Here is a 23,592-nt window from a genome sequence, read left to right as displayed (position 1 = left end):
TTCGGGCTTAGACTAGGCGGGTAAGAATCTTCTCGTAGCTTAATAGTGACGACCGCGTTTGATGGCAACCAAAGCCATTGCATGATGTGGCGGATCGCTACGCACCCCGGTCGCGGATGTTCCGCTTGAACCGTCATCGCCCTGACAACACATTGTGTCAGGGTCGCCTCGCGTCGATGCGGCGCCTCTTCACACAAATTGGCTATTTGGAAGGTTGGAGGAACTAATGAACGCTGAGGCTTTCAGCAGCCCGCTTTTCGTGAAGCGCGCAACGCACATCATCCAAGAGATTGCTGGCCTGGCGGATGCAATCGATTTTCTCAATGAATGGCCTGAAGATCGCAGAGACATGATCCACGAAGCCGCCCTTAGGGCATGCTACGATGCATACGATGGGCGCAAGCCGGTAAGCACGGCGCGCAATGCCTTTTTCGGCTTTGCGAAGCGGGTCGCCATCTTGGAAGATTCAACCTCCGCGATGCAGTGGATCGCCGCCTGCAGATCGGGCAGTGGAAAAGTGCAGGTGTAGACTTCGACGAAGTGTTTGAGACTGGCGCGAGGCGCATCAAAGAGTGCAGTATGTTCAGGTTTCACAGCTAGACCACGCGAATGAGAAGCAGACCAACTGCAAAACCGCAGATCGCACGCAAGCTCACCATGGCCAGACGCTGCTCATGGCGATCGCTGGTCGCCAATGCCCAGGTTCGGTGGCGCAGATGCAGCGGTCGCATTCAGCTAAGTAAATAAATGCGAGCCGGCTGTTTGCCGTATAGTGGCTGTGGAGGAGGGGATGACCGGGTTGATCAGATTTGAGAGGCCAGTCGTTGTTCAGGTTAGCCGCCGCAGCTCGGAGCGTATCGTGTTCGACGTCAACGACGCGGCCGCTATCTTGCTGCGGGATCTGCATCATGAGACCGATAAACGCAGAATAGCGATGGACACCTGTCTGCAGGTGTTACGCGGTAAGACACATCCACCAGCTGCTCGACGAGCTTTCGTCGCGGCCGCGCTCGAAGCACGCATTCTACGCGGCTATTGAGATTTAGGACGCCGCTCATGAATTTCGGCCATCTGCGCATCGCTATTGGGCGCGGTTCGAACACCCCTGCCGACTCCGCCAGGAGCCACTTTCCGCGATGGCTTTCCTGGTCCGGCCCCGGATCTTGACCATCAAAACGCAAGGGGTTCGCCAGTCAGCTGCGGCCGCTCGGCTTCGCCTTCGCGGCGATCGGGATTGGAGACAGAGGCAGACGAAGCCATTGAGCGGGAGTTGGCCCGCTGCAGATGGCAGAGCGTCGATGCCGCTCAATAGTCTCCAGAATGCCGTTTGAACATTCCCCAGCTTGGCCCTGCATCCGGTTCCCGGAACACGCTCCGCAGACCGGCGCCGCGTGATCGCCGATACCTTTCCCGATGGTCGGGAGCGGGGTTTCGGCGACCAAGGTCGGGGAGACGATAGTGACACTGGATGATCCCAATCCGGAATAATCCGAACTGGCTGACGTGAGCCGTCGTGTCTCTGGCCGGCTCATTCGAGGGCCGGCCTCCTTCGATCGCCCGCCAACGCCGGCCTCTGGAACAGCTGACTTCGACGCGCCATAACAAGGGCCTGCCAGGCCAAGGTCGCCGAGGCGCTTCGTCACCGGCAGCTCGATTTCTTTGGTGCACCGGATAGACTCCCCCGATCGGCCGGGTGTGCCGTTGCCGCACACCGCCGGCGAGTGTAACCAAGCCTCACCCAGTCTGCGCCTTTTCCCGAATTGCGCGTGCCGCAGCCACCATGTTCACCAGGGCAGGGCGGACCTCCTCCCATCTGCGCGTTTTGAGACCGCAGTCGGGATTCACCCACAGTTGGCCATCCAACAATCGCTCGCGCGCAAGCATGATGAGGTTGGAAATCTCGCCCACTTCCGGGACCCGCGGCGAGTGAATGTCATAGACACCAGGACCGATCTCGTTCGGATACTTGAAGGTTCGAAACGTATCGAGCAGTTCCATCTGCGAGCGCGAGGTTTCAATGGAGATCACATCGGCATCCATTGCAGCAATCGCGTCCACGATGTCGCCGAACTCGGAGTAGCACATATGGGTGTGGATCTGAGTCGCATCGCCGACGGCCGTTGAAGCCAGCCGGAAGCATTCGACGGCCCAGTTGAGATAGGTTTCCCAGTCGGCCTCGCGAAGCGGCAAGCCCTCGCGCAGTGCGGCTTCGTCGATCTGGATCATCCTGGCGCCGGCCTTTTCGAGGTCGCTCACTTCATCGCGAACGGCGAGCGCGACCTGGCGGCAGACGGCTGAGCGCGCAAGGTCGTCTCGGACGAAGGACCAGTTGAGGATCGTCACCGGGCCGGTAAGCATGCCCTTCACCGGCTTTGGCGTCAGCGACTGGGCATATCGCCACCAGTGGAGTGTCATCGGGTTTTGTCGCGACACGTCTCCAACGATGATCGGGGGGCGCACAAAGCGCGAGCCATAGCTCTGCACCCATCCGTGTTGCGTGAAGGCGAAGCCGCAGAGCTGCTCGGCGAAATACTGCACCATATCGTTGCGTTCGAATTCGCCGTGGACCAGCACGTCGAGTCCGATCTGTTCTTGCCAGCGAACGGTGGCTTCTATCTCTTTCTTCAGGAACGCCTCATAGTCGACGTGACTCAGCTCGCCTTTGGCATGAGCTGCCCGCGCCTTGCGAACCTCGGCTGTTTGCGGAAACGAGCCGATCGTCGTGGTGGGGAAGGAAGGCAAGCCAAACGTGTCGGCCTGAAGCTTGGAGCGCACGGCGAATGCGCTCTTCCGGCGCGTCATGCCGACCTCGATGCTGGCGACCCGGCCCTCGACGAGCGGATCATGCACCTTCGCGGATGTCGCGCGAACTGCGGCAGCCTCAGCCGAGGCCTCCAATTCGGCGGCGACCGCGTCCCGGCCTTCGGCCAGGGCACGGGCGAGCACGACCAGCTCGTCGGTCTTTTGCGCCGCGAAGGCGAGCCACGACCTCACATCCGCATCGAGTGCCGTCTCCATGTCCAGGTCGATCGGCACATGCAGCATCGAGCAGGACGGGGCGATCTCCACGCGGTCCAACGGCCAGCCGGCGACGATCGGCTTGATGCGGTCAAGTATGGCAGGCAGGTTCGCGCGCCAGACGTTGCGCCCGTCGATCAGTCCGAGCGAGAGGACAAGTTCCTTTTGCGCGAGCCGGCCGACGGCCTCCAACTGCTCGGGAGCGCGCACGAGATCGACGTGCAGTCCTGCCACGGGCAGAGAAATTGCGGTCTCGAGATTGTTTCCCAGCGATCCGAAATAGGTCGCGACCATGATCTTCAGCTCGGGTGCTGCTTTCGACAGCTGGCAGTAGATGAATTGGAGCGCATCCTGTTCGTTGGGAATCAGGTCGAGCACGAGCGCCGGCTCATCGATCTGCACCCAATCGGCTCCCGCGAGCCTCAGCCTCCGCAGGAGCTCCTCGTAGACGGGCAGCAGCCGAGGCAGGAGCGCGATAGGGTTGAAACCTTCCTCAGGTGACTTCGCCAACTTGAGAAAGGTAACCGGTCCAAGCAGGACCGGGCGCGTGTGGATGCCGAGCGCCTTGGCCTCGAGGAAATGATCGACCGGTTTCGCCGACGAGAGGGCAAAGCTCTGATCATCCGTGAGTTCCGGCACAATGTAGTGATAGTTGGTGTCGAACCATTTGGTCATTTCCATCGCGGCAAGGCCATGCCCGTTGGCCGCATGCTCGTGACCGGCATGTCCACAATCCGCGGCCTGACCTTGGTTGCCGCGCGCCATGGCGAAATAGATGTCGAGTGGGACCTCGCCGTCAGTCCAGGCGTATCGTGCCGGCACGGCGCCGACCATGGCGACGGTGTCGAGCACCTGGTCGTAAAGCGAGAAATCGTTGGACGGGATTTTCGATACGCCGCGATCGTGCTGCTCCCTCCAGCTGGCGGCACGCAGCGCCTTCGCCGTCGCGAGCAGGTCGGCAGCGGGAGATTTTCCAGACCAGTAGCTTTCAAGCGCGAATTTCAGTTCCCGCCGTCGACCGATACGCGGCACGCCGAGCGTTGCCACAGGAATTTGTTGAGAGACAGTCATGCCATACCCCGATGGTTGGGGCGTGGGGCCAAGGAAACGCGCGAGTAGGCCGGCACGAAGCCGGGCTACCGCGACCACCGAGACACCCCGCCCGTGGACGTTGTTCGTCGTGGCAGGTCTCCTGGCTCGCGGGTCAAAGCCTCTGCCCGTCTTCCCGAGGCCGTTCGCCTCAGTGACATCAATGGGCTTGGCTCGCCGCTAACAGTTGCGGGGGCAGCGCCGGCATCGCACCGGTTTCCCTCTTAGCTCCGCTACGGCACTGCCGCGCGGAGAACCATGACATGCGCACAATCACAGCCGCTTCGCTCCCTGTCAATACCATATAACGAGATGTTTATGTGATGATGCGAATAATGCATCGCGCTGATCGGTCTCTTTCGCCCAAAAGCCGCATACGATGCGGCCTCTCATCAGTGCAGGCTCGGAGAGGTCCTTGTCCCCATGAGCACGAAAAAGAGCCTGTCACAACAGGCGTTGCGCATGCGGCCGACGTTGACCGGCTGGCCTCAGCGCATTGGAGCGCGGCCGTGTACATCTGCGATCGATGTGGTATCCGCGTGTTGACAGGGTGACCGAGATTGATGGTGGAAGTCGAGTTCTCCAAATTTGACACGTCCCATTGGACGAATTGCACGCCTCGCCATCAAGGGGTCGGGTCCGGCTGAGGGCGAAATGACACTCTAAGCGTGGTGGGACGAAATCAGGCCAGTGGTTTGCGAGAATAGACGACTCGATCGGTTTCATTGGAGCCCCAGTTCCATGCGCCTGATGCGACCGTCTATTACTGATTTCCGCGTCCGAGCAAGCTCGTGAAAGCCTTCTGCGACGAGGCCCGCGAAGCAACGCGGCCTTTATCAACCAAAGACAGCTACGGTTGATTTGATGATGATTCCGCCGTACGGCTTTGGCGCATCTGACGCCCTGTGGCGGCGCGAAAAGACGCTCAGTAGTTGCAGCGCCGGCGGCGCGCGCGACTACATGGCTCGTCCGGGACGATTTCGCCTTGTGCCCGCAGGTGCGCCACCGCGTCGGCCTTATCGATCGAGTTCCAATAGACGATCGCCGCGGTGACGAGGTTCAAGCCCGACGCCCGGTATTGCTGGGCCTCATGCCGCCAGCGTCTCGAACAACTGCGCGGCGATCGCCTCGACCTGCTGCGCGAGCAGCTTCACCCTGCGATTGCTGAAGGCCGGCGCCACGATCGTGCGTAACCGGGCATGCTCGCCCCCCTCGTGCGAGACCAGCCACCCCGGCGAACCGAGAATCACCGAATCCGGGGTGAATGCCGCACTCTCTAAGCGACGGAAGGGCGGAAGCTGACCGGCAGGCGCTGCGGGCAGCGAATGACGTAAGACGGCATGTAGACGACGTCCTCCGCAGCGATGGTCAGCGCCAGATCCTCCAGCCGCCCGAACAGCGCGGGGAAGGCGCAGCGCAATTCCAGGCGCGCCAGCGCAGCGCCCAGGCAGGAATGCGGCCCCTCGCCGAACGACAGGTGCGGGTTGTGCCGCCGGGTGACATCGAACCTGTCGGCGCCGGGGCCGAAGGCCTTTTCGTCCCGGTTCGCCGCATGGAACGCCATCAGGACGGCATCGCCGCGGCGGACCATGCATCCGTCGATCTCCACGTCCTGGGTGGCATAGCGGAACGGCAGATTGGCCGCTGAGCTGCCCCAGCGCAGGATCTCCTCGATCGCCTGTGACCACGGAACTTGGCCGCTGCGCACCAGGTGCAGTTGCTGCGGATGCGTCAGCAATGCCAGCACGCCATTGCCGATGACGCCGGCGGTGGTCACGAAGCCCGCAGAGAGCACCATGAACAGCATGTCGATGAGCTCGGTGTCGGAAACGAGCTCGCCATTGTCACGCGCGACGATCAGGGCCGAAGCCAGATCATCGTCGAGCTGGCCCCGCTTGAGCGCGATCAGGCGACGGAAGAACTCCGGGATGCGCTGCCGCGTCTGTCGCACCTCTTCGGCTGTGGAGGAGGTGTTTGCCAGGCTGTAGGTGAGCGCGACGATCTCTTCGCGCTGTTCGTCCGGCAAACCGAACAGTTCGGCGATCACGTTGGTGGGCAGCGGAGCGGCGAACTCGCACATCAGATCGGCACTGCCGCCGCGCTGCGCCATCTCGGCGAGGAGTCGATCGACGCATTGTTCGACCCGTGGCGCCAGCAAGGCGATCCGACTGGGCGCGAAGCTGCTGGACAGCAGGCCGCGCAAGCGCCGGTGATCGGCACCGTGCGCCGTGGTCATATTGTCCACTTTGCATATCCCGATCAGCGGATGATCCTCGGGAATCTCGCCGTCCTGCAGCGCCCGCCACTGTCGCCAGTCCTTGTTGAAACGCTGGTCGGAAAGCATCTGCCTGAGCGTCTCGTGACGGGCTGCCGCCCAGGTCACCACATCGCCTGGCAGCGACACTCGCGCCATCCCCCCCTGCCGCAGAATCGCAGAAGAAAGACGATCAAGTTGCGTGGGAGCGGCCGGCACACCGATCACGTCGCAATGATCGTTTTCTACGCGCATGCCAACAACTCCTCTAAGAACCATCGCGGATCCACTTCTCGGCACGGATGATCCGCGCGCGGACTTCGAAAAGTGTCCCCTTTCAGTGTGGTTCGTCCTTAGAAGCGGTAGGTCAGACCTGCGCCTATCAACCAGGGATCGAGCTTGGCCTTGCCTGTGAGCTTGGCGCCGGCGACAGTGACGTCGAAGTCGGGCTTAAGGAAAAGCTTCTTCACGTCGAAGTTGACGCCCCAGTGCTGGTCCACCATGTAGTCGAATCCGACCTGCAGCGCGGCGCCGAATGTGTTCTTGACCTTGAGATCATCGGCGCTGCCGGCTTGCTGATGATAGAAGATCGTATAGTTCACGCCGGCGCCGAGATAGGGTTTGAAGGCGTCGAAATCGGTAAAACGATACTGCAATGTGAGCGTGGGCGGCAGCAGCCAAACCTTGCCGACCTTGCCAAGCCCGCCGATCGCACCTTGGCCATCGATGTTGGCATAGGTGGTGCCGAGTATGAGTTCGGCGGCGATGTTGTCCGTGAAGAAGTACGAAATATCGAGTTCCGGCGTCACGGTGTTCGAATACGAAAGACCGGAGCCGGGCACCGCGTTGACGAAGCCCGAATCCTCAGTGATCACCCCCAACGCCCGCAGGCGGATCTGCCAGGGGCTTGGCGCTTCCGCGACCCCGGCTTCTGCCTGCGCGACGCTCGCGGCTTGATGAACATCTGCCGCGTCAGCCTGTCCCGCAACGATGAGGACGACAGCCGCTGTCATTGCCCGCGCCACGCCAATTCGCGCTCTCGCCATACTTTTCTCTCCTTGATCTTCAGAAGCGACGCACTGCGCCTTGATTGAATTCTGCCCGCATCATTCGAGATTGACGGAGCGCTCATGCGGGAGAGCCCCCGCATATGTCGTGCCAAATGAGAAAATCATTGCAGAACAACGCGATCATTCTGTTAGCGCTGTGTCTCATGTCCGACTTCGTCGGAGTTCCGACAATGAGTGCAGCCGTAGCCGCCCCGGGTAGCCGTTCGTCAACATCGGCCGCCAGTTCGTTGGCATGCTCGTACTCGGCTTCGAGTTTGGCGTATCCTGCGTTCAGCGCCTTGATCGTCGCCTGCTGCTCGGTCGTCAGGCCGGGGGACGTTCCAGCCAGTTGGCGCAGTCCGTGGGCGTGTCCGTAAGGCGTCTCGACCGCGACCGATATGGGCGGGAAATCCTTTGGCAGCATGCGCCAGCCGCCACCCGATCGGGCCATGTAGCGGATCGCGTTCAAGCCCTCGCAAAGGTCCGTCACCACGCGCCGCCCGGTCTTGGCCGCGCCCGCCAGGAACGGTTGTAGCGCGACCATTCCTCATCCGTCAGATCGGAGGGGGATAGCGCTTGGTTTTCTCGATATCGGCCATCCGGCCACGCGTCGCTCGGGTCTAAATCCCAAGCTTCAGTCACGATCAATCCCGCCAATCCGCTGCCCGCACTGCGGCAGGCTCCTCTTCGCGCGGCAATTAATCCTGCGTCGGTTTGAAATTCGCTACGAGAGCACGATATCGTTGTGATGACCCACCTGGATTGATCATCAAGTGGCCGATACCGCCATCAAATGCAACGAAAAGGCGCGTAGTCGTTCTGAGCCCCCGGGCCGGCCGCCGCGCAATCGTGCGGTGATGAAGCACTCCGACGTCCTTGGCGGGCTCGACTATCTGGCGGCGGATTATCACCGGCAGAATTTCTCCAAGCATGTCCACAACGAGTATCTAATCGGGCTGATCGAGCGAGGCGTCCATGATGTCTGGTGCCGAGGTGAGGTTTGGCACGCCGGTAGCGGCACCGTCGCGACCTTCGCGCCCGGCGAACCGCATTTCGGGGGTGCAGGTGACGATCTTGGCTGGAGCCAGAAGATCTTCTACGTGCCCGAATGCCTTATCCGGCAAGTCCTTGAGGAAGGCCAAATTGGACCCGGAACGATCGACTTCAAGAGCCCGTTCCAGGAGAATGTCGCAGTTGCGCACGGCCTCACCGCGCTTTGGCGCCTGCTAGAACATGAGCACAGCTCGGCACTGGAAATCGAGGAGTATCTGATCCGTTTCCTGCGTTATGTCTTCGCAGAGGCCGGCGGGTCGCGCGTTGCTGAGCGAAAATTGGTGCCGCCGAGGTTCCGCGCCGTGCGTGACTTCATCCATGCCCACTCGGCCGAAGTCCTGCAGCTCGCCGCTCTCGCCGCCCTCGCCGGATGCTCCAAGGCAACGTTGATCGATGGCTTCAAGGCGCATTTCGGGTTGCCCCCCACCCGCTACCTGATCCAGGTCCGCATCGACCAGGCGCGACGGCTGCTGAGGCGAGGTCAGCAGGTCGCCGAGGTCGCCGTCGCGGTAGGGTTCGCGGACCAGAGCCACCTGACCCGGCACTTCAAGGCGGTGTTGGGGGTGACGCCGGCGCGTTACCTCTCGGTTTGAATATCGTTCAATAAAGCGCGCGGCGAACCGTCTAGCTTGGACGGTCAATGGATGAAAGCGTCAAGACTATGAACGAAGACAAGCAGACCCGCCCCCGCGGCTTCACCAGCGACAACATCGCCGGCGCCTCCCCCGAGGTGATCGCAGCCATCACCGCGTGCGCTTCGGGTCAGGCGGTTCCCTACGGCAACGATGAGCTGACGCGTACCGTCGAGCGCCAGCTCGCCGAGGTGTTCGAGCATGCGGTCGACGTGTTCCTCGTTTCGACGGGGTCGGCAGCGAACGCGCTGGCGCTCGCGGCGATTACCCCGCCATGGGGCAGCATCCTCTCGCACGCCGACGCACACATCAACCGCGACGAGTGCGGCGCGCCGGAGTTCTACACCGCCGGTGCGAAGTTGGTGCAGCTTCCAGGCGGGGCCGGCAAAATCGACATCGACGCCTTGGCGGCCAATGCAACGCGCATGGCGGGCGATATCCACTCGGTCCAGCCCTCCAGCGTCAGCATCACGCAGGCGACCGAGATGGGATCGGTCTACGCGCTCGACGAAATCAAGGCAATCGGACATATCTGCCGGTCAGCGAACCTGCCGCTCCACATGGACGGTGCTCGCTTCGCCAACGCCCTCGTCACTCTGCGCTGCTCGCCGGCCGAGATGACATGGAAGGCCGGCGTCGACCTTGTGTCATTTGGCGCCACCAAGAATGGAACGTTTGGGGTCGATGCAGTCGTCTCGTTCCGCAGAGATCTCGCGAGCACGATCGCCTTTCGCCAAAAGCGGGCCGGCCAGTTGAGTTCCAAGATGCGCTTCATGGCGGCGCAAATGGACGGTTATCTGAGAGACGGTGTCTGGCTTCGCAACGCAACCCATGCCAATGCGATGGCATCGGCGCTCGCACGGGGGTTGGCCCTGGTGCCGGGCGTGAAGATCCAGCAGCGTCCCGAGGCCAACATCCTGTTCTGCCGACTTCCCACGTCCCTGATCCGGGGGCTGCTCGACATGGGATTCCGCTTCTACCACGACCGCTGGGAGCCCGGAATCGTGAGGTTTGTCACCTCTTTCGCGACGACCGGGGCCGACGTGTCCGACTTGATCGGCGCGGCGACCAGCCTCTACGCACCGATCGGCTCGGCTCGTGTTCCGGCTGGCGCCGAATGAGTGTGGCGCCGTCGAGCGCTCTCGCCGCCCGTCACGAATGTCCTCTTTGCTCGACTGCATTGTCCGAGCGTTCTGGCCGCACGAGCATCTCAGGCTGTATCTTTTGTCTCAGGCCCTTTTCGACTTGCAGCTTCATCTTACCTCAGCAAGGCGGCTTCACCGTGCAGTTGCGATGTGACCGGGTTGGTTTTCTGTAAGAAGGTCCCCTATCTGCGCAATTGACCTCAAGTCATCCGGAACACTGCATGCTTGTAATATATATTTTGCAATTTTTTATCATATTTTTGATGAAAAATGCTGTCCATTGGTCAGAGTTACTTAAAAGTGTGAGTCGGACCTGCGCTGATGAGAGCATGAACCGGGATTTTGACCACTAGCAGGAGAAAATATGCCTTCCATATCTACGCGCCGCGCCAACGCAACGGACGCAGGGACGGTCGTCCGTTTTATTCACGCGCTACTCGATGAACTCACTGGCGGGAAAGCGCCCGCGCCCGACGACGTGAGACAAAGCGCGGAGATAATGCTTGCCGACGCTGGCGTGGTCGCAGTGATCGCAAGTGCAGATGACGAGCCGGTCGGCATCATGGTGCTGAATGAATGCACGGCGATCTATGCAGGAGGTAAGTTCGGCTATATTTCGGAGCTGTATGTTCGACCCGAAAAGCGCTCCAAAGGGATTGCCCCTCATCTGCTTGAGGTCGCCTCGCGGGAAGGCCGTGCGCGTGGTTGGAAGCGACTTGAGCTTGCAGCGCCCAGGCAACCAAAATGGAAGCGCACGCTCGATTTCTATCTGCGCAACGGGTTCGAGGAACTCGGCCCTCGGCTCTGTCGGATTATCTAGACTCAGAGTTTGCTATGGGCTGCTCAAAGCAACCTGCACGATCTCAGCGGGTTGAGGTCCGGCGTGGTCGCTGCCTGACGCCGCAATCGTACCAGCATCGTCATCGCAAATGTGTGCCTCGGATAATGCAGGGTTCCCGTCACGCCGGCTGCCCGGACGCATCGGCAAAAACCGCCGTCAATCGGGTCACGCCAACGACGTTTCCTTGAGTGTTGAGGAACAAAGCCGAGGGCGGCAATTTTGCCAACCTACAGGGGCGCTGCATAGACGACCGCACCTGACGTGCACCCGGTTACACTGCGTATAGCCGAATGGCTGATGATTCCTATGAGGGTAGTCCTATGAAATTGTACGCGAAAGTCTTTGGTGGAGCGGCAGCGTTGCTCGCTGCCTGGCCGGCGATGGCCAGCGACGCGGTGGCGAGCGAACCGGCGCCCTACAATCCCAATTTCTCTTTCGCTGGCGGCGTCGGCGTCATCGACATCGAGGCCAACGAGCTGGTCTATCAGGCTCCCGACAGCGGCTCGAAGCTGAGCCACCTTATCTGGGAAAGCACCTCTGCGGTCATTTCAGCCAAGATGACGGCGCGCAGCGAGGCCGGCTGGACCGCCAAGCTTTCCGGCCAGATCGCCTTCAGCGGCGACAGCTACATGGAAGACTATGACTGGATCCCGTCATTCTCGACCAATGATGGCTGGAACGACTGGAGCGACCGTTCGCGCCATTCCGACACCGATCTTGATTACTTCTATTCGGCAACCGTCGCGCTCGGCCACGATTTCCAGTTCAGCGACCAGCTGCTGATCAACGTCAACGGTGGTTTCAAGTACACCTCGGTCAAGTGGACTGCCTATGGCGGCTCCTATGTCTACAGCGTTGCCGGCTTCCGGGATTCGGTTGGCGACTTCCCAGGAGACGCAAAGGCCATCAGCTACCAGCAGAAATTGCCGGTCGCCTTCGCCGGCATCGATGCGACCTATGTCCAGGATCGCTGGAACTTCGGCTTTGCGCTGAAGGGCGGCACGACCTTCTCGGCGGGCGCTACCGATCATCACTGGATGCGTGACCTGCGCTTCGAGGATGATTTCGAAGCGGCGCCGGTTCTGATGGTCGGCGGCAGCGTCGGCTACCAGTACAACGAGCAGACCAGCTTCTTCGTCTCCGGTTCCTACGAAAAGGTGTTCACCGCTCGCGGCGACTACAACACCTATGACATTGCGACCGGCGCGGAGACTGGCGGCGAAGACGACTGGATCGGCGGCGATTTTGCCGCGGCGACGGTGATGGTTGGCATCAAGACCTCGTTCTGAACGAGTTCGACCGGAACGCCAAACCGATGTCCGCACGGCGCAGAAATCTGACGCGCCCGCGCGCCTGACGGCGCGTGCCGGGTGCTCGTGAACCGAGCCCGCTTTTTCTTCGCAAGGCTCAGGCGGCCTCGGCCAACCGGCTTCGCCGCCTCCGAAGCGCCAAGGGCGGACGGCCGCCCTTTGATACGGTGATGATGTTGAAGATCATGGTGCTTCAGGCGCTCTACTGTCTCTCGCACGATCAGGCCGAGTTTCAGATCCAGGACCGGCTGTCGCCGGTGGGCATTGCCCCCATATCCATCCCATGGATGCATTATATCCAAACTATCAAGTTTACCCATCAGTCATGATGCTGCATAGCGCAGGAAAGCCAATGTCCCGTGTTTTCCAGCTCACGTTCACGAGCGTGGACTTTGTAGGAAGACCAAGTCGAAACCGGCGCATCATAAGGGGCAGAGTATCCATGAACGCAATGGCGGCAGGGCAGGCCAGATCTGGGCGTTTTATTGCTTTAGAGGGGTTGAGGGGGCTGGCTGCAGTTGGCGTCCTCTTGTCTCACGCCCTCTTCGCTGTCGAGCCAGGTATATTCAAAACCATGTACCCGTTGGCGCAAGCAGCGTGGCCAGAAATCGGATGGCCTGCTCAGCTTCTAACTTTCCCCCCATTCAGCATGCTTATCAACGGAAGCTTTGCGGTTTGTGTATTCTTCGTTCTAAGCGGTTTCGTCCTTACCAAGTCTTTTGCTGACACTGGAAATGCGTCGGTGCTTGTATCCAGGGCAATCCGACGGATACCCCGCCTCGGCATTCCAATCGCGGCTTCAATCGTTTTTGCCGGTACCATTTTTGCCATGGGGCTGATGAGAAATCTTGAAGTTGCTCCACTCACGGGCTCGATCTGGCTAACCTGGTATTACCCTAGCTCAATTACGGCCGCGACCATCGCCAAGGAGGCCCTATATGAGTCTTTATTTCTCGGTAAGAACAAACTCAATTCACCACTCTGGACGATGTCCATTGAGCTCGTCGGTTCATACTTAGCCTTCATGTTCGCCTTCGCTGCGAGGTGGTTCACCTTCGCCCTCGTCACAGTTTTTGCCGCGGCTCTCTCTTTTGCGGTCCATATAGCTTACCTGCCCTTCGCCTTGTCGTTCGGGGTCGGCGTCCTCCTGACTCGCGTTTCTCCAGCGAAATGGCCTCACAAAGCCAAGATCGCAATCTTTCTTGCTGCCCTCTATCTTGGCGGCTTCTCAAACAACATCTTGTATGAGCCGATCATCAAACTCTCCCCAATCGACTTTAATCCCCTGAAGGACGCAATGCACTGCGTCGGTGCAACCTTCCTTGTCGCTAGCGTTCTCGCGCTTCCATCGCTTCAGCGAGCCTTCTCGTCATACTTTTTCCCACTCCTGGGTCGATTGTCGTTCGCGGTCTACCTTCTTCATTTCCCTATCCTTTGCTCCCTCGGGTGCTTTGTCTATCTCTGGACTATCCAATGGGGGCATGCCATTGCGGCCAGTAGCACTGTCCTCATTGTACTTGTAACCACCATCATTGCTGCGGTGCCTTTTCAGCGCCTTGTAGACGTGAAGTCCATGGAAATAGCCAAGAGGGTGGACCAATACCTGAGAGGTTTTTTGCGTAAGACTGCGGAGGCGTAGACTGGCGCTGCGCTCAACCATTTGAGCGGGACAAACATAGCTAATCATTCTGACCTCAATAAAACGAAAGGTGCCCTGCCTTGGAAGAATTCGTATCACGCATCGCCACCAATGTCGGCGTCGACCCGGCTCTCGCAGACAAGGCCGTTGGCATGATGCTGGGTTTCCTGCAACGCGAGGCAGCCGACGGTCCCGCTACGCGCATGATCGAGGCCATTCCCGGAGCTTCGGAATTAGTGGCGAAGCATGATGGTGAGGACACAGAGGGCGGCAGCGTCCTCGCCGGAGGCGGTGTGGTGGGTTTCGGCCAGCAATTGATGAACGAGGGTCTCAGCCTGGGAAATATCGCCGGCCTTGCTAACGAGACGATCGCCTTCGCCAAGGAACATGCCGGCGACGAACTCGTGGACGAGGTCCTCAATTCCATTCCCGGCCTTCCCCAGTTCGCCTGATCAGCAGCAGCCGGGTGGCGTACCAATGTCGTGCGCCCATCTCGGCCCGTTTGCGCAGCTAGAGCAGATTCGACTTATTCCGGGTCATAGCCGTCTGCCTCGAAATAGTGCCTGCATTCCTCGGCTGTGAAAGCTGCGAGGCAGTTGGCCACGACCGACCAGGATTCGTCGATGGTTCGGGTTGCAGCCTTTCTCACGAGAGCCTTGAGCTTCGAGAAAGCCATCTCGATCGGGTTGAAGTCGGGCGAGTATGGCGGCAGGAACAGGAGCCGCGCCAACCTGCTCGATCACCTCGCGCGCGCCGCTGATCTTGTGGGCGGGTAGGTTGTCCATGACACCATGTCGCCGGGGCGAAGCTCGGGTGCGCGGACCTGCTGCGCGTAGGCGAGGAAGGCAGAACCATTGATAGGGCCATCGAGCAGTATTGGCGCCGCCAAGCCGCCCAGCCGCAGGCCGGCCGTGAATGTGGTGGTCTTCCAATGGCCGTGAGGAACGGCCGCCCGACAATCGTTCGCCGCGCAGGCTGCGGCCACGCAACCGCGCCATCTTTGTGGATGCTGCGGTCTCATTGATGAAAATCAGCCTCTCGGGGTCGAGATCGATCTGGCCATCGAACCAGGTTCTGCAGCGGCGCAGGACATTGGGGCGCTGCTGTTCGGCGGCGTGCGCCGTCTTCTTTTGAAACGTGATGCCGCGCCGGTCGAGGTACAGCCGGACCGTGGACGACGCTGCCCGCACGCCACGCTCGGCGGCAAGGCGCTCCCCGATCTCAGCAAGCGTGATGTCCGGCGCGTCCTCGATGAGACCAGGAATGAAGGCCTCATGCGCATCGAGCTTCGAACGCGACGGCTGGCCCTGCTTGCGCGCTTCCCCGGCCGTCGAAATACCGATCCGGAAGCGACGCGTCGCCTCCCGCGTCGAAACCCCTACTTCAATGGCCGCAATCACGCGCCCACGAAGGTCCGCCCTTAGGCTCCTCGTCATCGTCACCTCCTCGCAAATCACCGGGACAGTGAATCAGACAGGACCTATCGCGTGATTCCCAAACCGACTCTGTGTTCATCAAAGATGCTTGAGGCATTCTCCGCCGAGTGTTCGGTACGGACCCTGCCAGACCACCAACCGCCGGGCGCGCGAAGCGAATGAACTTTGGAGTTCATTCGTCTACCCCAAAATCGACCTCGGGCGTACCGATGTGCATAACTTTAGGCGGCAAAGGCTTATCCTGAACGCTTTCGATGAAGCCCGCGAGATAAGCAAATATATTGTACTTCTCAAGTACCAACCGCTTCGCCTCTCGTATTGCATCGCGACGTTCCATCCAGAGGTCCGAGTTGATGATTTCTCGGATCTTTGGACCTACGTTCTTGTCCTCTGGATCAATCAGAACCATTGAGTCCGGCGGAAAGAACCTCGTGATTGCCGGGCTGCCGTAATAGATCGGCATTGTTTCAGCAACGAAGCAGTCCATAAGCTTCTCTGTAAAATAGTAATCAGCTCTAGTATTCTCGAAAGCTATACTGTAGCGGTAAGGAGCAAGTGCGTCCCATTTATCTCCAATCAGTTGAAAACCTCGGCCGAACAGGTCGAACTCGATCTCCTCTCTCAGCCGTTCCAAAAACGCCAGCCGATATCGATGGCCTTTAAGCAGGGCGATGTTGCTGGTAATCCATGAGAGCCGATGCGGCTTGTCAACGACTTCGCTGACCAGAAGTTGGTCATACGTCTTTCTTACAGACCAAGACCGAGTGATAGGTGGAGACAAGACGAATCGACGCCCTGCATTCTGCCGAGCTACCAGCTCTGCGTCAGACGTCAGAACGATGGTATTTTCCCCCTGCCCAAGATGGAGGGCGCGATGAGCTTTCGTCGGCGGTTCGCCGATTGCAAAAATTGTCCTGTTCGGGCTCGCCTCGATATCGACAGGAAGTCCAAAAACAGAAGGAGAGTTAAAGATTATATGCCAATCCGGCGTGAAGGATGTCTTGCGTACAAAAGCGACATTGTTCCAGATTCCACTGCCCTTTGGAGTGAGATGGTGGATAGCGTCATCCAGACCGCCCCAAGAATCGAGGCATGCAGCAACAATGGGCGCCGGACGTTCGGTCAGCAATTTGGCGCTACACAAAGCAGTTCGACTCCTTCACTTCGGTGGTACCGGCAGTAATTTCTGCACCAGGGCCAGACCTCTCTGCGCCTATTCCCGTCGTGAGACGAAGCTAAAACGATCGGAATCGATGGCTAAACGGTCCGCAGGTAAACCCATCGATATCGAAAAGTTTGGGAGAGCTGTACAAAGGCTTGTAAGCCCTCCTCCTCCATCTCAATCGGCTTCCATAATTTAGCTCTGGCTATTTTTGATGCAGTTGGGGACCTCTGTCCAGAGTCTTCTGCAAATTTGCGATCACGGTCGCCGGTGTTGGCGGGTCAGGCGCGGCCCGCGGCCTTGGGCTGCTCCGGCTTGCGCAGCATCTCCTTCTTGTGCTCGGCCAGGTGCTCCATGTTGAGATTCGCATGGCCTCCAGCCAGTTTTCGTGTTGTTTCGACGGCGAGCGCGCGGACGAGCCGCAGGCAGCTCTCGGCGCTGGGAAAGATGCGCACCACATGGATGCGCCGCTTGATCTCCTGATTGAGCCGCTCCAGGATGTTGGTGCTCTTCAGGCGCTTGTGATGCTGGCGTGGCAGCCGGTTGAAGTGAGAGTCTCCTCGATGTTGTCCTCCACCCACTGGCACAGTTTGGGGCAGCGCGTTTCCCACTTGGCCAGCCATTGGGCGAGGTCGCGCCGCACTTTGGAAAATCCAGCCCAGTTCCTGCAGGCAGTCATCATCGATCCATTGGGCCGGCAAGATGTCTCGCGAGCAGATCGAAGCGGCCCGTGCCTATGACCGCCTTCTCAAGCGCGGCGCCCAGCCGAAGGGGCTCAAGGCCATCGTCGCATGGTTCAAGCGCCTGTGGATCAAGTTCTTCGGTTGATCAGAGTGCGGCCGACGGCATCGCCTTTGCAAGCATGGATCAGGTTGACGACGCTTGGGAAAGCCGGCCGCGCACATTGCGCCTGCAACAAGCGGCGTCTGTTCGGCAGGTTCAAGATCACGGTGCAGCCCGCCGCCAGTGCCGGTGAGATTTGCGCGCCACCATTGAAGCCGGGAAATTCCTTAGCGTGATCGTGCCAACAACGCCGATTGGCTGCTTGATCACCAGCATGCCCCGGTCAGTCGAGGGCGGGGGGATCGTCTCGCCATAGATGCGGTTGGCCTCTTTGGCATACCATTGCAGATATGCCGCCGCATGCGAGACTTCCGACTTGGCTTCGGCAAGCGGCTTGCCCATCTCAACTGTGAGGATGGCAGCGAGGTCGTCGGCGTGCTCGATGATCAATTGATGCCAGCGCCAGAGCATGTCCCTGCGATCCCTGGCAGTCAACGCCGCCCATCCAGCCTGCGCCGTATAAGGCCTTGTCGATCGCCGTGCGCGTCTCAGCGTCCATGTCGGGTAGCTCTGCCAACACTTCGCCAGTGGATGGATTAAAAACCCTCGAACTTTCGCTCACCCAACAACGTGCCAGGCGTCGGCATGCGGTCGATAGCGCCGAACAGGTCGGGGAGTTTCAGATGGCGCAGCGGCTGGCACGGAGGCATCCCGGCTTTCTCTTCAAAACGGCGGATGTTTTCTATTGGCTGCGTCAGGATGTGTAACCGCACTTCGCATAGGACCTCGAGCGACGGGGCCCTGGCGACCTGCCGACCGCGTTATGGAACAGGAACGACCGTTCCTGGAACGAGAACCTGTTCAGCGCCTTTCTCGCCCGCACGCCTGGCGGGGGCACCGATGCCCTGCGACCTGATAACCGCAGCGCAAGGCATGCATCCACGCATCCGCGGAAAGCGGCAATTTGGCCTAAGCTTTGACGGCGCCCGCGCGCCTGACGGCGCGTGCCGGGTGCTCGTGAACCGAGCCCGCTTTTTCTTCGCCAGGCTCAGGCGGTCTCGGCCATCCGGCTTCGCCCCCTGGCGCGGGCAGCCTGTCGGCTGCTGACGGTCGCCGCCCTGTCGGCCGGCGCGGTTTGTTCGTTGGCCGTTCCCGGCGGCGCGGGGTGGGCGGCACTCCCTTCTAGGCCCGCCGCGGCATCCCGCAACCCTTCGCTTCGCTTCGGGTCCTCCTCTTCGTTCCGGTCCTTCGGATGCGGTCCGCCTCCGACGGCGGGCCTTTCCGGTCGCGTCTCGCCGCCCACCCCGCTTCCGGGGAAAGGCGCGGGATTGAAGAGCGGAGGACCAGACGATGCGTGCAAAACACCAGCGTTCCGGCAGCGCAGAGGCTGGCGCGGGCAGGGGCGGGCGCACGGGCGCCAGCCTTTATCAGGAAATCACGGACCGCATCATTGCCGAACTGGAGCGCGGCACCGTGCCATGGGTCAAGCCATGGGGCAGCGCAAAGGCCGACCTCGGCCTGCCCAGCAACGCGACCACCGGGCGCCGCTATTCCGGCATCAACATCCTCATCCTGTGGGGCGCCGTCATCGAGCGCAGCTATCCCGGCCAGAACTGGCTGACCTTCCGGCAGGCGCTTGTCCTTGGCGGCAATGTCAGGAAGGGCGAGCGCGGCACCACCATCGTGCATGCCGACCGCTTTGTCCCCAAAAACGAGAAGGAGCGCGCCAAGACAGACGGCGACGAGCCGCAGGCCGTGCCGTATTTGAAACGCTTCACCGTCTTCAACGTCGCGCAGTGCGACGGCCTGCCCGAGCACCTTTACGGCAACGCCGAACCGCTGCCCGAACGCGAGATCGTCCCCCAAGCCGAGGCGCTTATTCGAGGAAGCGGCGCGGATTTCCGCATCGGCGGCGATCGCGCTTTCTACATGCCGGGCACCGACTCCATTCAGGTGCCGCCGCAGCCGGCATTCTTTCAGCAGATCGACTATTACCGCACCTGCTTCCACGAGCTTGGCCACTGGACCGGCCACCCCGCGCGGCTGGCGCGCGACCTCTCCGGCGCCTTCGGTTCCAAGACGTATGCGCGCGAGGAATTGGTTGCTGAAATCACTGCTGCCTTTGTCTGCTCGACACTCGGCATCGAGCCGACCGTGCGCCATGCCGACTATATCGGCACATGGCTGAAGGTGCTGCGCGAGGACAATCGCGCCATCTTCCGCGCCGCCAGCCTTGCCTCCAAAGCCGCTGATTTTCTTCTCGGCTTCAACGCCGAGGCCGAAGGCGCGCAACAAGACGAGATCGCGGCATGAGCGCGCGCGATCCCGACACCCCGGTGTCCGGCCGGTCACCAAGCGCGACCGCCTCGCCCTTTTGGCCGACGCGCCGATGCGCCCGCCCGCGGCGCAAAAGCCGCTCGATATCGGCTGCTCGATGACGCCAGAAATCAACGCGACCTGTTTTGAGAGGAGTTTCCCATGATCCTGATTACCGACGACCTTCGCGCCCGGCTGCTCGCCAATGGCGCAACCGACACTGAAACCGACCATGTCCCGGTGCTCAAACTGTTCGATCCGACCGGGCCAGCAACCTGGCTTCTCACCGAACTCGACGCCGACGGCGACACTCTGTTCGGGCTTTGCGACCTCGGCTTCGGCTTCCCCGAACTCGGCAGCGTCAGCCTTGCCGAGCTTGCAAGCATCAAGGGGCGGCTTGGCCTCGGCATCGAGCGCGACCTCTGCTTCAAGCCGCGCTTTCCGCTCTCCGTTTACGCGCAGGCAGCGTGCAGCGCCGGCCACATCACCGAAGCCGACCGGCTGCTGCGACAGGCGGCAGAAGCCCTTGGCAACGCCCATTCCAAGCTTCCGCCCGACACGGCGGAACAGACGCGCCGCTAGGCGCGAAAACCGTCCCGCCGCGCCGGCTTGCAGCCTCTGCGGCGGGGCAATCCCACCCCTGAAACGAAGGAGACCAACCATGCAACTTGCCCACATTCCGCTTGATAAGCTCAACATTTCCGCGCTCAACATGCGCCATTCCAAACGCGCGCCCGACGTGTCGGACATTCTGCCGTCGGTTCGCGCGCGCGGCGTCCTGGTGCCGCTTCTGGTGCGGCCCAACGGCACGCCGGAAAGCTTCGAGATCGTCGCCGGCCGGCGCCGCTATTTCGCCGCCAAATCGCTCGCCGACGAGCGCGGCGAGGACGATGCCTTGCCCTGCGCCATCATGGAGGACGGCGACGACGCCGACGCACTCGAGGCCTCGCTGATCGAAAACTTCGCCCGGCTCGATCCCGACGAGGTGTCGCAGTGGGAGACGTTTTCGCGGCTGATCAGGGAAGGCCGCACCATTCCAGATATCGCCGCAACCTTCGGCATCACCGAGCTTCTGGTCAAACGCATTCTGGCGCTCGGCGATCTTCTGCCCAAAATCCGCGAGGCCTATCGGCGCGAGGACATCGACGCCGAGACGGCGCGCCATCTGACCATGGCCTCCAAGGCGCAGCAGAAGGATTGGCTGGCGCTTTATGCCGATCCCGAGCAATACGCGCCGCGCGGCCACCAGTTGAAACAATGGCTGTTCGGCGGCCAGTCGATTTCCACCAAGGTGGCGCTGTTCGCCATCGAGGATTATCCCGGCCTGATCGTCTGCGACCTGTTCGGCGAGGACAGCTATTTCGCTGACGCAGACCTGTTCTGGCAAAAGCAGAACGAGGCCATCGCCGCCAGACGGGATGCCTATCTGGAAGCCGGCTGGCCCGAGGTGGCCGTGCTCGAACCGGGGCAGCATTTCCAGTCTTGGGAGCACGAAAAGACGCCGAGGAAGAAGGGCGGCAAGGTCTTCATATCAGTCTCGCATCGCGGTGCGGTCGAATGCCACGAGGGCTGGCTGTCGTGCAAGGAGGCCCGCCGCGCCCGCGCGCTAGGCGAGGGCGGCGAGCCCGAAGAAACCCCCGCCAAGCCGTCGCGGCCGGAACTCACCGGGCCGATGCAGAACTATGTCGATCTGCACCGCCACGGCGCCGCGCGAACCGCCATGCTCAACCATCCAGGTGTGGCGCTGCGCCTGATGGTGGCGCATGCCATCACAGGGTCGGGCCTGTGGCAGGTTCGCCGCGAGCCGCAGCGCACCGCCAATGAAGCGGTGGCGGCAAGCATTGCCGCGTCCAGGGCCGAAGCCGCATTCGCCGAAAAACGGCGCGCGGTGCTGGCGCTGCTTGGGCAGGCCGACGAGGAGGGTGCGATAGCCGGCGGCAGTGGCGACGCCTTTGCGCTTGCCGCCGTGTTCGCCCGTTTGCTGGCACTTTGCGACGACGATGTCATGCGCGTTCTCAGCCTTGTCATGGCCGAGACGCTCGAAGCCGGCAGCGCCGTCGTCGAGGCCCTCGGCAACCATCTGGGCATCGACATGGGCGCGTGGTGGCAAGCGGACGACGCCTTCTTCGACCTGCTGCGCGACAGGGAGATCGCCAATGCGATGCTGGCCGACCTCGGCGGCAAGCCTGTCGCCGACGGCAATGTCGCCGAGAAGGTCAAGACGCAAAAGAAGATCATCCGCGATTGCCTCGCGGGCGAGAACGGCCGCGAGAAAATCGTCAACTGGCTGCCCAACTGGATGAAATTCCCGGTCGAAAGCTACACGAAACGCGGCGGCTTCCGCACCGCCGATCAATGGGCGAGCGTCCAGCCGCTGTTCGTCCGCGAATAGGTGCCAAGCCGGGCGGCGGCTCTTGCGGGTGCCGCCGCCCACTTTGCCTGCCGCTGGAATAATTGGCTGATGCGCACGGCGGTCCGAACAGCATTTGCCACGCGCAAGGCTATTGTGCATTGCACAAAATCCGACGCGCGCCTAAACGTCCTTCCGCAGCGGGAATCGGGCTTGGACCAGCGGCGAAGCAGTGAGAATCGATGCTTCGTCGATATCGCATTTAGCTGAGGACCTTCATGACCCTTTCGAGCCCTGACAAATCCGGCGCCGCCAGTCTCGAGGCCATCGCGCGAAACGGCGGCGTGTTGCGCCGCATCGCCGTGCGCATTCCGACCTATCTGTCGGACATTCGCGAGAACCCGGCATGGCTGCCGATGTTTGTGCTCGCCCGCACCATGCCGGCGCGCCGGATGCACTGGCGGGGGGCAAAGCCGGTTCGCGTGTCGCAAAAAGCCCACGACACCATGTTTGCCGGCGTCGATCGCCAGGAAATTGTCGAGGCGCTGCGCTCGGACGGGCTGTTTTGCGGGCTCGTCCTGCCGACTTCCATCCATGAGGAGATCGCCGCCTTCGCCCGGTACACGCCTTGTTTCGGCAATTTCGATCGCCGTCTCGAATTCATGGCTGAGGACCATGCCGAGGCCGAGAAGCGTTTCGGCCGCTCGCTGCTCAGCGGCCACTTTTTCGAACACATCCTCGGCTGCAAGGCAGCGGTCGCCATCCAGAACGACCCGCTGCTGCTCGACATCGCCGCGCATTATCTGGGCGCTCAGGCGAAATTGATCACCACACGCGTGTGGTGGAGCTTCCCGACCAGCGAGGCTTCCGACGCCGACAAGAACCGTGCCTCGCTCGGCAAGTATCATTTCGATCTCGATGACTGGAGGATGCTGAAATTCTTCTTCTATCTGACGCCGGTCGACGAGGGCACCGGCCCGCATGTCTATGTCCGTGGCAGTCATAACCGCCGCGCCATCAAGCATCAGCTGACGCTGCTTGTCGGCCATCCGGCGCAGGAGGTTCTCAAGGTCTATGGCGATGACAGCCCCGTCACGCTGACCGGCGAAGCCGGTCTCGGTTTCGTCGAGGATCCGTTCGGCTTCCATATGGGCACCGTACCGTCGCGCACGCCACGGCTGATGATGGAAGTCGGCTTCGGCGTCTCGCCGCCCTCGCGCCGGCGCTTCCATGGCGAGCCGGTTATTCGCTGATCTCGCAAAAGTCCTTAAAACAGCCTTCCCCAGATCAGACGCCTGGTTCTTCCTTGGGCTGGCTGGTGCCATGGCGTCGTCATGGGATCAGCTGGCACATGACTGGATTGGATCGATGTCATCTGACGCCGGTTGGGCCTCGACTGACCCAGATCAAGGCCACGCCCTTGTCGGCGTGGTTTGATCGCCCAGTCCTTCACGGGAAAAACGCATGGGCTGACCGACAGTCTGCCGTCGCTCCCAACGTCTTGACAATCCAGAT

18 protein-coding genes, 7 pseudogenes and 1 riboswitch are annotated in these 23,592 nt (G+C 61.1%); of the genes and pseudogenes, 14 read left to right on the top strand and 11 right to left on the bottom strand.

Annotated features, from left to right (window positions below; translation table 11 throughout):
- Positions 1 to 226 precede the first annotated feature (226 nt).
- Positions 227 to 529: a DUF982 domain-containing protein gene (locus C8D77_RS34655; protein WP_044549105.1), complete on the top strand. Its 303-nt coding sequence runs from the start codon at positions 227 to 229 to the stop codon at positions 527 to 529.
- Positions 530 to 790: 261 nt separating this feature from the next.
- A complete protein-coding gene (locus tag C8D77_RS34650) occupies positions 791 to 1,039 on the top strand; it encodes a DUF982 domain-containing protein (RefSeq protein ID WP_109672075.1) in 249 nt (82 codons plus the stop codon).
- Between the two features lie 695 nt (positions 1,040 to 1,734).
- On the opposite strand, the gene metE is transcribed toward C8D77_RS34650, so the two are convergent.
- From metE to C8D77_RS39170, 7 genes and pseudogenes are all read right to left on the bottom strand, one after another.
- A complete protein-coding gene (gene metE / locus C8D77_RS34645; protein ID WP_109672051.1) occupies positions 1,735 to 4,065 on the bottom strand; it encodes a 5-methyltetrahydropteroyltriglutamate--homocysteine S-methyltransferase in 2,331 nt (776 codons plus the stop codon).
- Positions 4,066 to 4,183: 118 nt separating this feature from the next.
- Positions 4,184 to 4,383, bottom strand: a riboswitch (cobalamin riboswitch).
- A gap of 560 nt (positions 4,384 to 4,943) precedes the next feature.
- Positions 4,944 to 5,063 (bottom strand): annotated as a pseudogene (locus C8D77_RS39175) (IS1595 family transposase); the annotation flags it as partial.
- Between the two features lie 8 nt (positions 5,064 to 5,071).
- Positions 5,072 to 5,197: pseudogene (locus C8D77_RS34640) on the bottom strand (Tn3 family transposase); the annotation flags it as partial.
- Between the two features lies 1 nt (position 5,198).
- A pseudogene (locus C8D77_RS34635) lies at positions 5,199 to 5,417 on the bottom strand (cytochrome P450); the annotation flags it as partial.
- A complete protein-coding gene (locus C8D77_RS34630; protein ID WP_109672045.1) occupies positions 5,384 to 6,616 on the bottom strand; it encodes a cytochrome P450 family protein in 1,233 nt (410 codons plus the stop codon). The pseudogene C8D77_RS34635 and the gene C8D77_RS34630, both read right to left, overlap by 34 nt.
- A 98-nt stretch (positions 6,617 to 6,714) precedes the next feature.
- The gene (locus C8D77_RS34625) at positions 6,715 to 7,374 is read right to left on the bottom strand and encodes an OmpW/AlkL family protein (RefSeq protein ID WP_245951963.1); all 660 of its coding nucleotides are present in this window, start codon (positions 7,372 to 7,374) and stop codon (positions 6,715 to 6,717) included.
- 115 nt (positions 7,375 to 7,489) lie between these two features.
- Complete coding sequence (locus C8D77_RS39170; RefSeq protein WP_215732104.1) at positions 7,490 to 7,954, bottom strand: transposase; 465 nt, start codon at positions 7,952 to 7,954, stop codon at positions 7,490 to 7,492.
- Between the two features lie 229 nt (positions 7,955 to 8,183).
- On the opposite strand from C8D77_RS39170, the gene C8D77_RS34615 reads away from it, so the two are divergent.
- The 7 genes and pseudogenes from C8D77_RS34615 to C8D77_RS34580 all read left to right on the top strand — a co-directional run bounded on the left by C8D77_RS34615 (position 8,184) and on the right by C8D77_RS34580 (position 14,482).
- Complete coding sequence (locus C8D77_RS34615) at positions 8,184 to 9,056, top strand: AraC family transcriptional regulator (protein ID WP_109672041.1); 873 nt, start codon at positions 8,184 to 8,186, stop codon at positions 9,054 to 9,056.
- A gap of 47 nt (positions 9,057 to 9,103) precedes the next feature.
- Positions 9,104 to 10,216 (top strand): threonine aldolase family protein, encoded by a 1,113-nt coding sequence (locus C8D77_RS34610; RefSeq protein WP_109672038.1) that lies wholly within the window; start codon positions 9,104 to 9,106, stop codon positions 10,214 to 10,216.
- 388 nt (positions 10,217 to 10,604) lie between these two features.
- Entirely contained in the window at positions 10,605 to 11,060 is a 456-nt protein-coding gene (locus C8D77_RS34605; protein WP_107652995.1) for a GNAT family N-acetyltransferase, read from the top strand.
- A gap of 341 nt (positions 11,061 to 11,401) precedes the next feature.
- Positions 11,402 to 12,370, top strand: coding sequence for an omptin family outer membrane protease (locus C8D77_RS34595; RefSeq protein WP_109672035.1), 969 nt, complete (start codon positions 11,402 to 11,404; stop codon positions 12,368 to 12,370).
- A 140-nt stretch (positions 12,371 to 12,510) separates the two neighbouring features.
- Positions 12,511 to 12,645, top strand: a pseudogene (locus tag C8D77_RS34590) (transposase); the annotation flags it as partial.
- A gap of 98 nt (positions 12,646 to 12,743) precedes the next feature.
- Positions 12,744 to 14,030 carry an acyltransferase family protein gene (locus tag C8D77_RS34585; RefSeq protein WP_170136906.1) on the top strand — a complete coding sequence of 429 codons (1,287 nt, stop codon included), beginning with the start codon at positions 12,744 to 12,746 and terminating at the stop codon, positions 14,028 to 14,030.
- 80 nt (positions 14,031 to 14,110) lie between these two features.
- Positions 14,111 to 14,482: a hypothetical protein gene (locus tag C8D77_RS34580; protein WP_109672031.1), complete on the top strand. Its 372-nt coding sequence runs from the start codon at positions 14,111 to 14,113 to the stop codon at positions 14,480 to 14,482.
- Positions 14,483 to 14,556: 74 nt separating this feature from the next.
- Here C8D77_RS34580 and C8D77_RS34575 read toward each other — a convergent pair.
- From C8D77_RS34575 to C8D77_RS34565, 3 genes and pseudogenes are all read right to left on the bottom strand, one after another.
- Positions 14,557 to 15,466 (bottom strand): annotated as a pseudogene (locus C8D77_RS34575) (IS630 family transposase).
- 172 nt (positions 15,467 to 15,638) lie between these two features.
- Positions 15,639 to 16,595: a glycosyltransferase family 10 domain-containing protein gene (locus C8D77_RS34570; protein ID WP_170136905.1), complete on the bottom strand. Its 957-nt coding sequence runs from the start codon at positions 16,593 to 16,595 to the stop codon at positions 15,639 to 15,641.
- A gap of 314 nt (positions 16,596 to 16,909) precedes the next feature.
- A pseudogene (locus tag C8D77_RS34565) lies at positions 16,910 to 17,308 on the bottom strand (transposase); the annotation flags it as partial.
- 22 nt (positions 17,309 to 17,330) lie between these two features.
- Here C8D77_RS34565 and C8D77_RS38900 point away from each other — a divergent pair.
- Positions 17,331 to 17,456, top strand: a complete 126-nt coding sequence (locus C8D77_RS38900) for a hypothetical protein (RefSeq protein WP_281277073.1) — start codon at positions 17,331 to 17,333, stop codon at positions 17,454 to 17,456.
- A gap of 1 nt (position 17,457) precedes the next feature.
- On the opposite strand, the pseudogene C8D77_RS34560 reads toward C8D77_RS38900, so the two are convergent.
- Positions 17,458 to 18,121, bottom strand: a pseudogene (locus tag C8D77_RS34560) (aldehyde dehydrogenase family protein); the annotation flags it as partial.
- A 640-nt stretch (positions 18,122 to 18,761) separates the two neighbouring features.
- Between C8D77_RS34560 and C8D77_RS34555 the strand changes: the two are divergent.
- The 4 genes from C8D77_RS34555 to C8D77_RS34540 all read left to right on the top strand — a co-directional run bounded on the left by C8D77_RS34555 (position 18,762) and on the right by C8D77_RS34540 (position 23,330).
- Positions 18,762 to 19,724 carry an ArdC family protein gene (locus C8D77_RS34555; RefSeq protein ID WP_109672024.1) on the top strand — a complete coding sequence of 321 codons (963 nt, stop codon included), beginning with the start codon at positions 18,762 to 18,764 and terminating at the stop codon, positions 19,722 to 19,724.
- 165 nt (positions 19,725 to 19,889) lie between these two features.
- Positions 19,890 to 20,309, top strand: a complete 420-nt coding sequence (locus C8D77_RS34550) for a DUF2958 domain-containing protein (protein WP_109672022.1) — start codon at positions 19,890 to 19,892, stop codon at positions 20,307 to 20,309.
- A 79-nt stretch (positions 20,310 to 20,388) separates the two neighbouring features.
- A complete protein-coding gene (locus C8D77_RS34545) occupies positions 20,389 to 22,119 on the top strand; it encodes a ParB/RepB/Spo0J family partition protein (protein ID WP_109672020.1) in 1,731 nt (576 codons plus the stop codon).
- Between the two features lie 236 nt (positions 22,120 to 22,355).
- Positions 22,356 to 23,330 (top strand): hypothetical protein, encoded by a 975-nt coding sequence (locus C8D77_RS34540; RefSeq protein ID WP_027056383.1) that lies wholly within the window; start codon positions 22,356 to 22,358, stop codon positions 23,328 to 23,330.
- The last annotated feature ends 262 nt before the right edge of the window (positions 23,331 to 23,592 follow it).

The organism is Mesorhizobium loti (assembly GCF_003148495.1).
Classification (GTDB): domain Bacteria; phylum Pseudomonadota; class Alphaproteobacteria; order Rhizobiales; family Rhizobiaceae; genus Mesorhizobium; species Mesorhizobium loti.
This window is presented reverse-complemented; position numbering and strand designations above follow the sequence as displayed.

What these genes read in the sequence shown, in the direction of transcription:
- C8D77_RS34585 (WP_170136906.1), top strand. Translation starts at nt 12,744, where the DNA reads ATGTCCCGTGTTTTCCAGCTCACGTTCACGAGCGTGGACTTTGTAGGA.
- C8D77_RS34605 (WP_107652995.1), top strand. Translation starts at nt 10,605, where the DNA reads ATGCCTTCCATATCTACGCGCCGCGCCAACGCAACGGACGCAGGGACG.
- C8D77_RS34595 (WP_109672035.1), top strand. Translation starts at nt 11,402, where the DNA reads ATGAAATTGTACGCGAAAGTCTTTGGTGGAGCGGCAGCGTTGCTCGCT.
- C8D77_RS34610 (WP_109672038.1), top strand. Translation starts at nt 9,104, where the DNA reads ATGGATGAAAGCGTCAAGACTATGAACGAAGACAAGCAGACCCGCCCC.
- C8D77_RS34545 (WP_109672020.1), top strand. Translation starts at nt 20,389, where the DNA reads ATGCAACTTGCCCACATTCCGCTTGATAAGCTCAACATTTCCGCGCTC.
- C8D77_RS34655 (WP_044549105.1), top strand. Translation starts at nt 227, where the DNA reads ATGAACGCTGAGGCTTTCAGCAGCCCGCTTTTCGTGAAGCGCGCAACG.
- C8D77_RS39170 (WP_215732104.1), bottom strand. Translation starts at nt 7,954, where the DNA reads ATGGTCGCGCTACAACCGTTCCTGGCGGGCGCGGCCAAGACCGGGCGG.
- C8D77_RS34550 (WP_109672022.1), top strand. Translation starts at nt 19,890, where the DNA reads ATGATCCTGATTACCGACGACCTTCGCGCCCGGCTGCTCGCCAATGGC.
- C8D77_RS38900 (WP_281277073.1), top strand. Translation starts at nt 17,331, where the DNA reads ATGTCTCGCGAGCAGATCGAAGCGGCCCGTGCCTATGACCGCCTTCTC.
- C8D77_RS34650 (WP_109672075.1), top strand. Translation starts at nt 791, where the DNA reads ATGACCGGGTTGATCAGATTTGAGAGGCCAGTCGTTGTTCAGGTTAGC.
- C8D77_RS34625 (WP_245951963.1), bottom strand. Translation starts at nt 7,374, where the DNA reads ATGACAGCGGCTGTCGTCCTCATCGTTGCGGGACAGGCTGACGCGGCA.
- C8D77_RS34540 (WP_027056383.1), top strand. Translation starts at nt 22,356, where the DNA reads ATGACCCTTTCGAGCCCTGACAAATCCGGCGCCGCCAGTCTCGAGGCC.
- C8D77_RS34630 (WP_109672045.1), bottom strand. Translation starts at nt 6,616, where the DNA reads ATGCGCGTAGAAAACGATCATTGCGACGTGATCGGTGTGCCGGCCGCT.
- C8D77_RS34555 (WP_109672024.1), top strand. Translation starts at nt 18,762, where the DNA reads ATGCGTGCAAAACACCAGCGTTCCGGCAGCGCAGAGGCTGGCGCGGGC.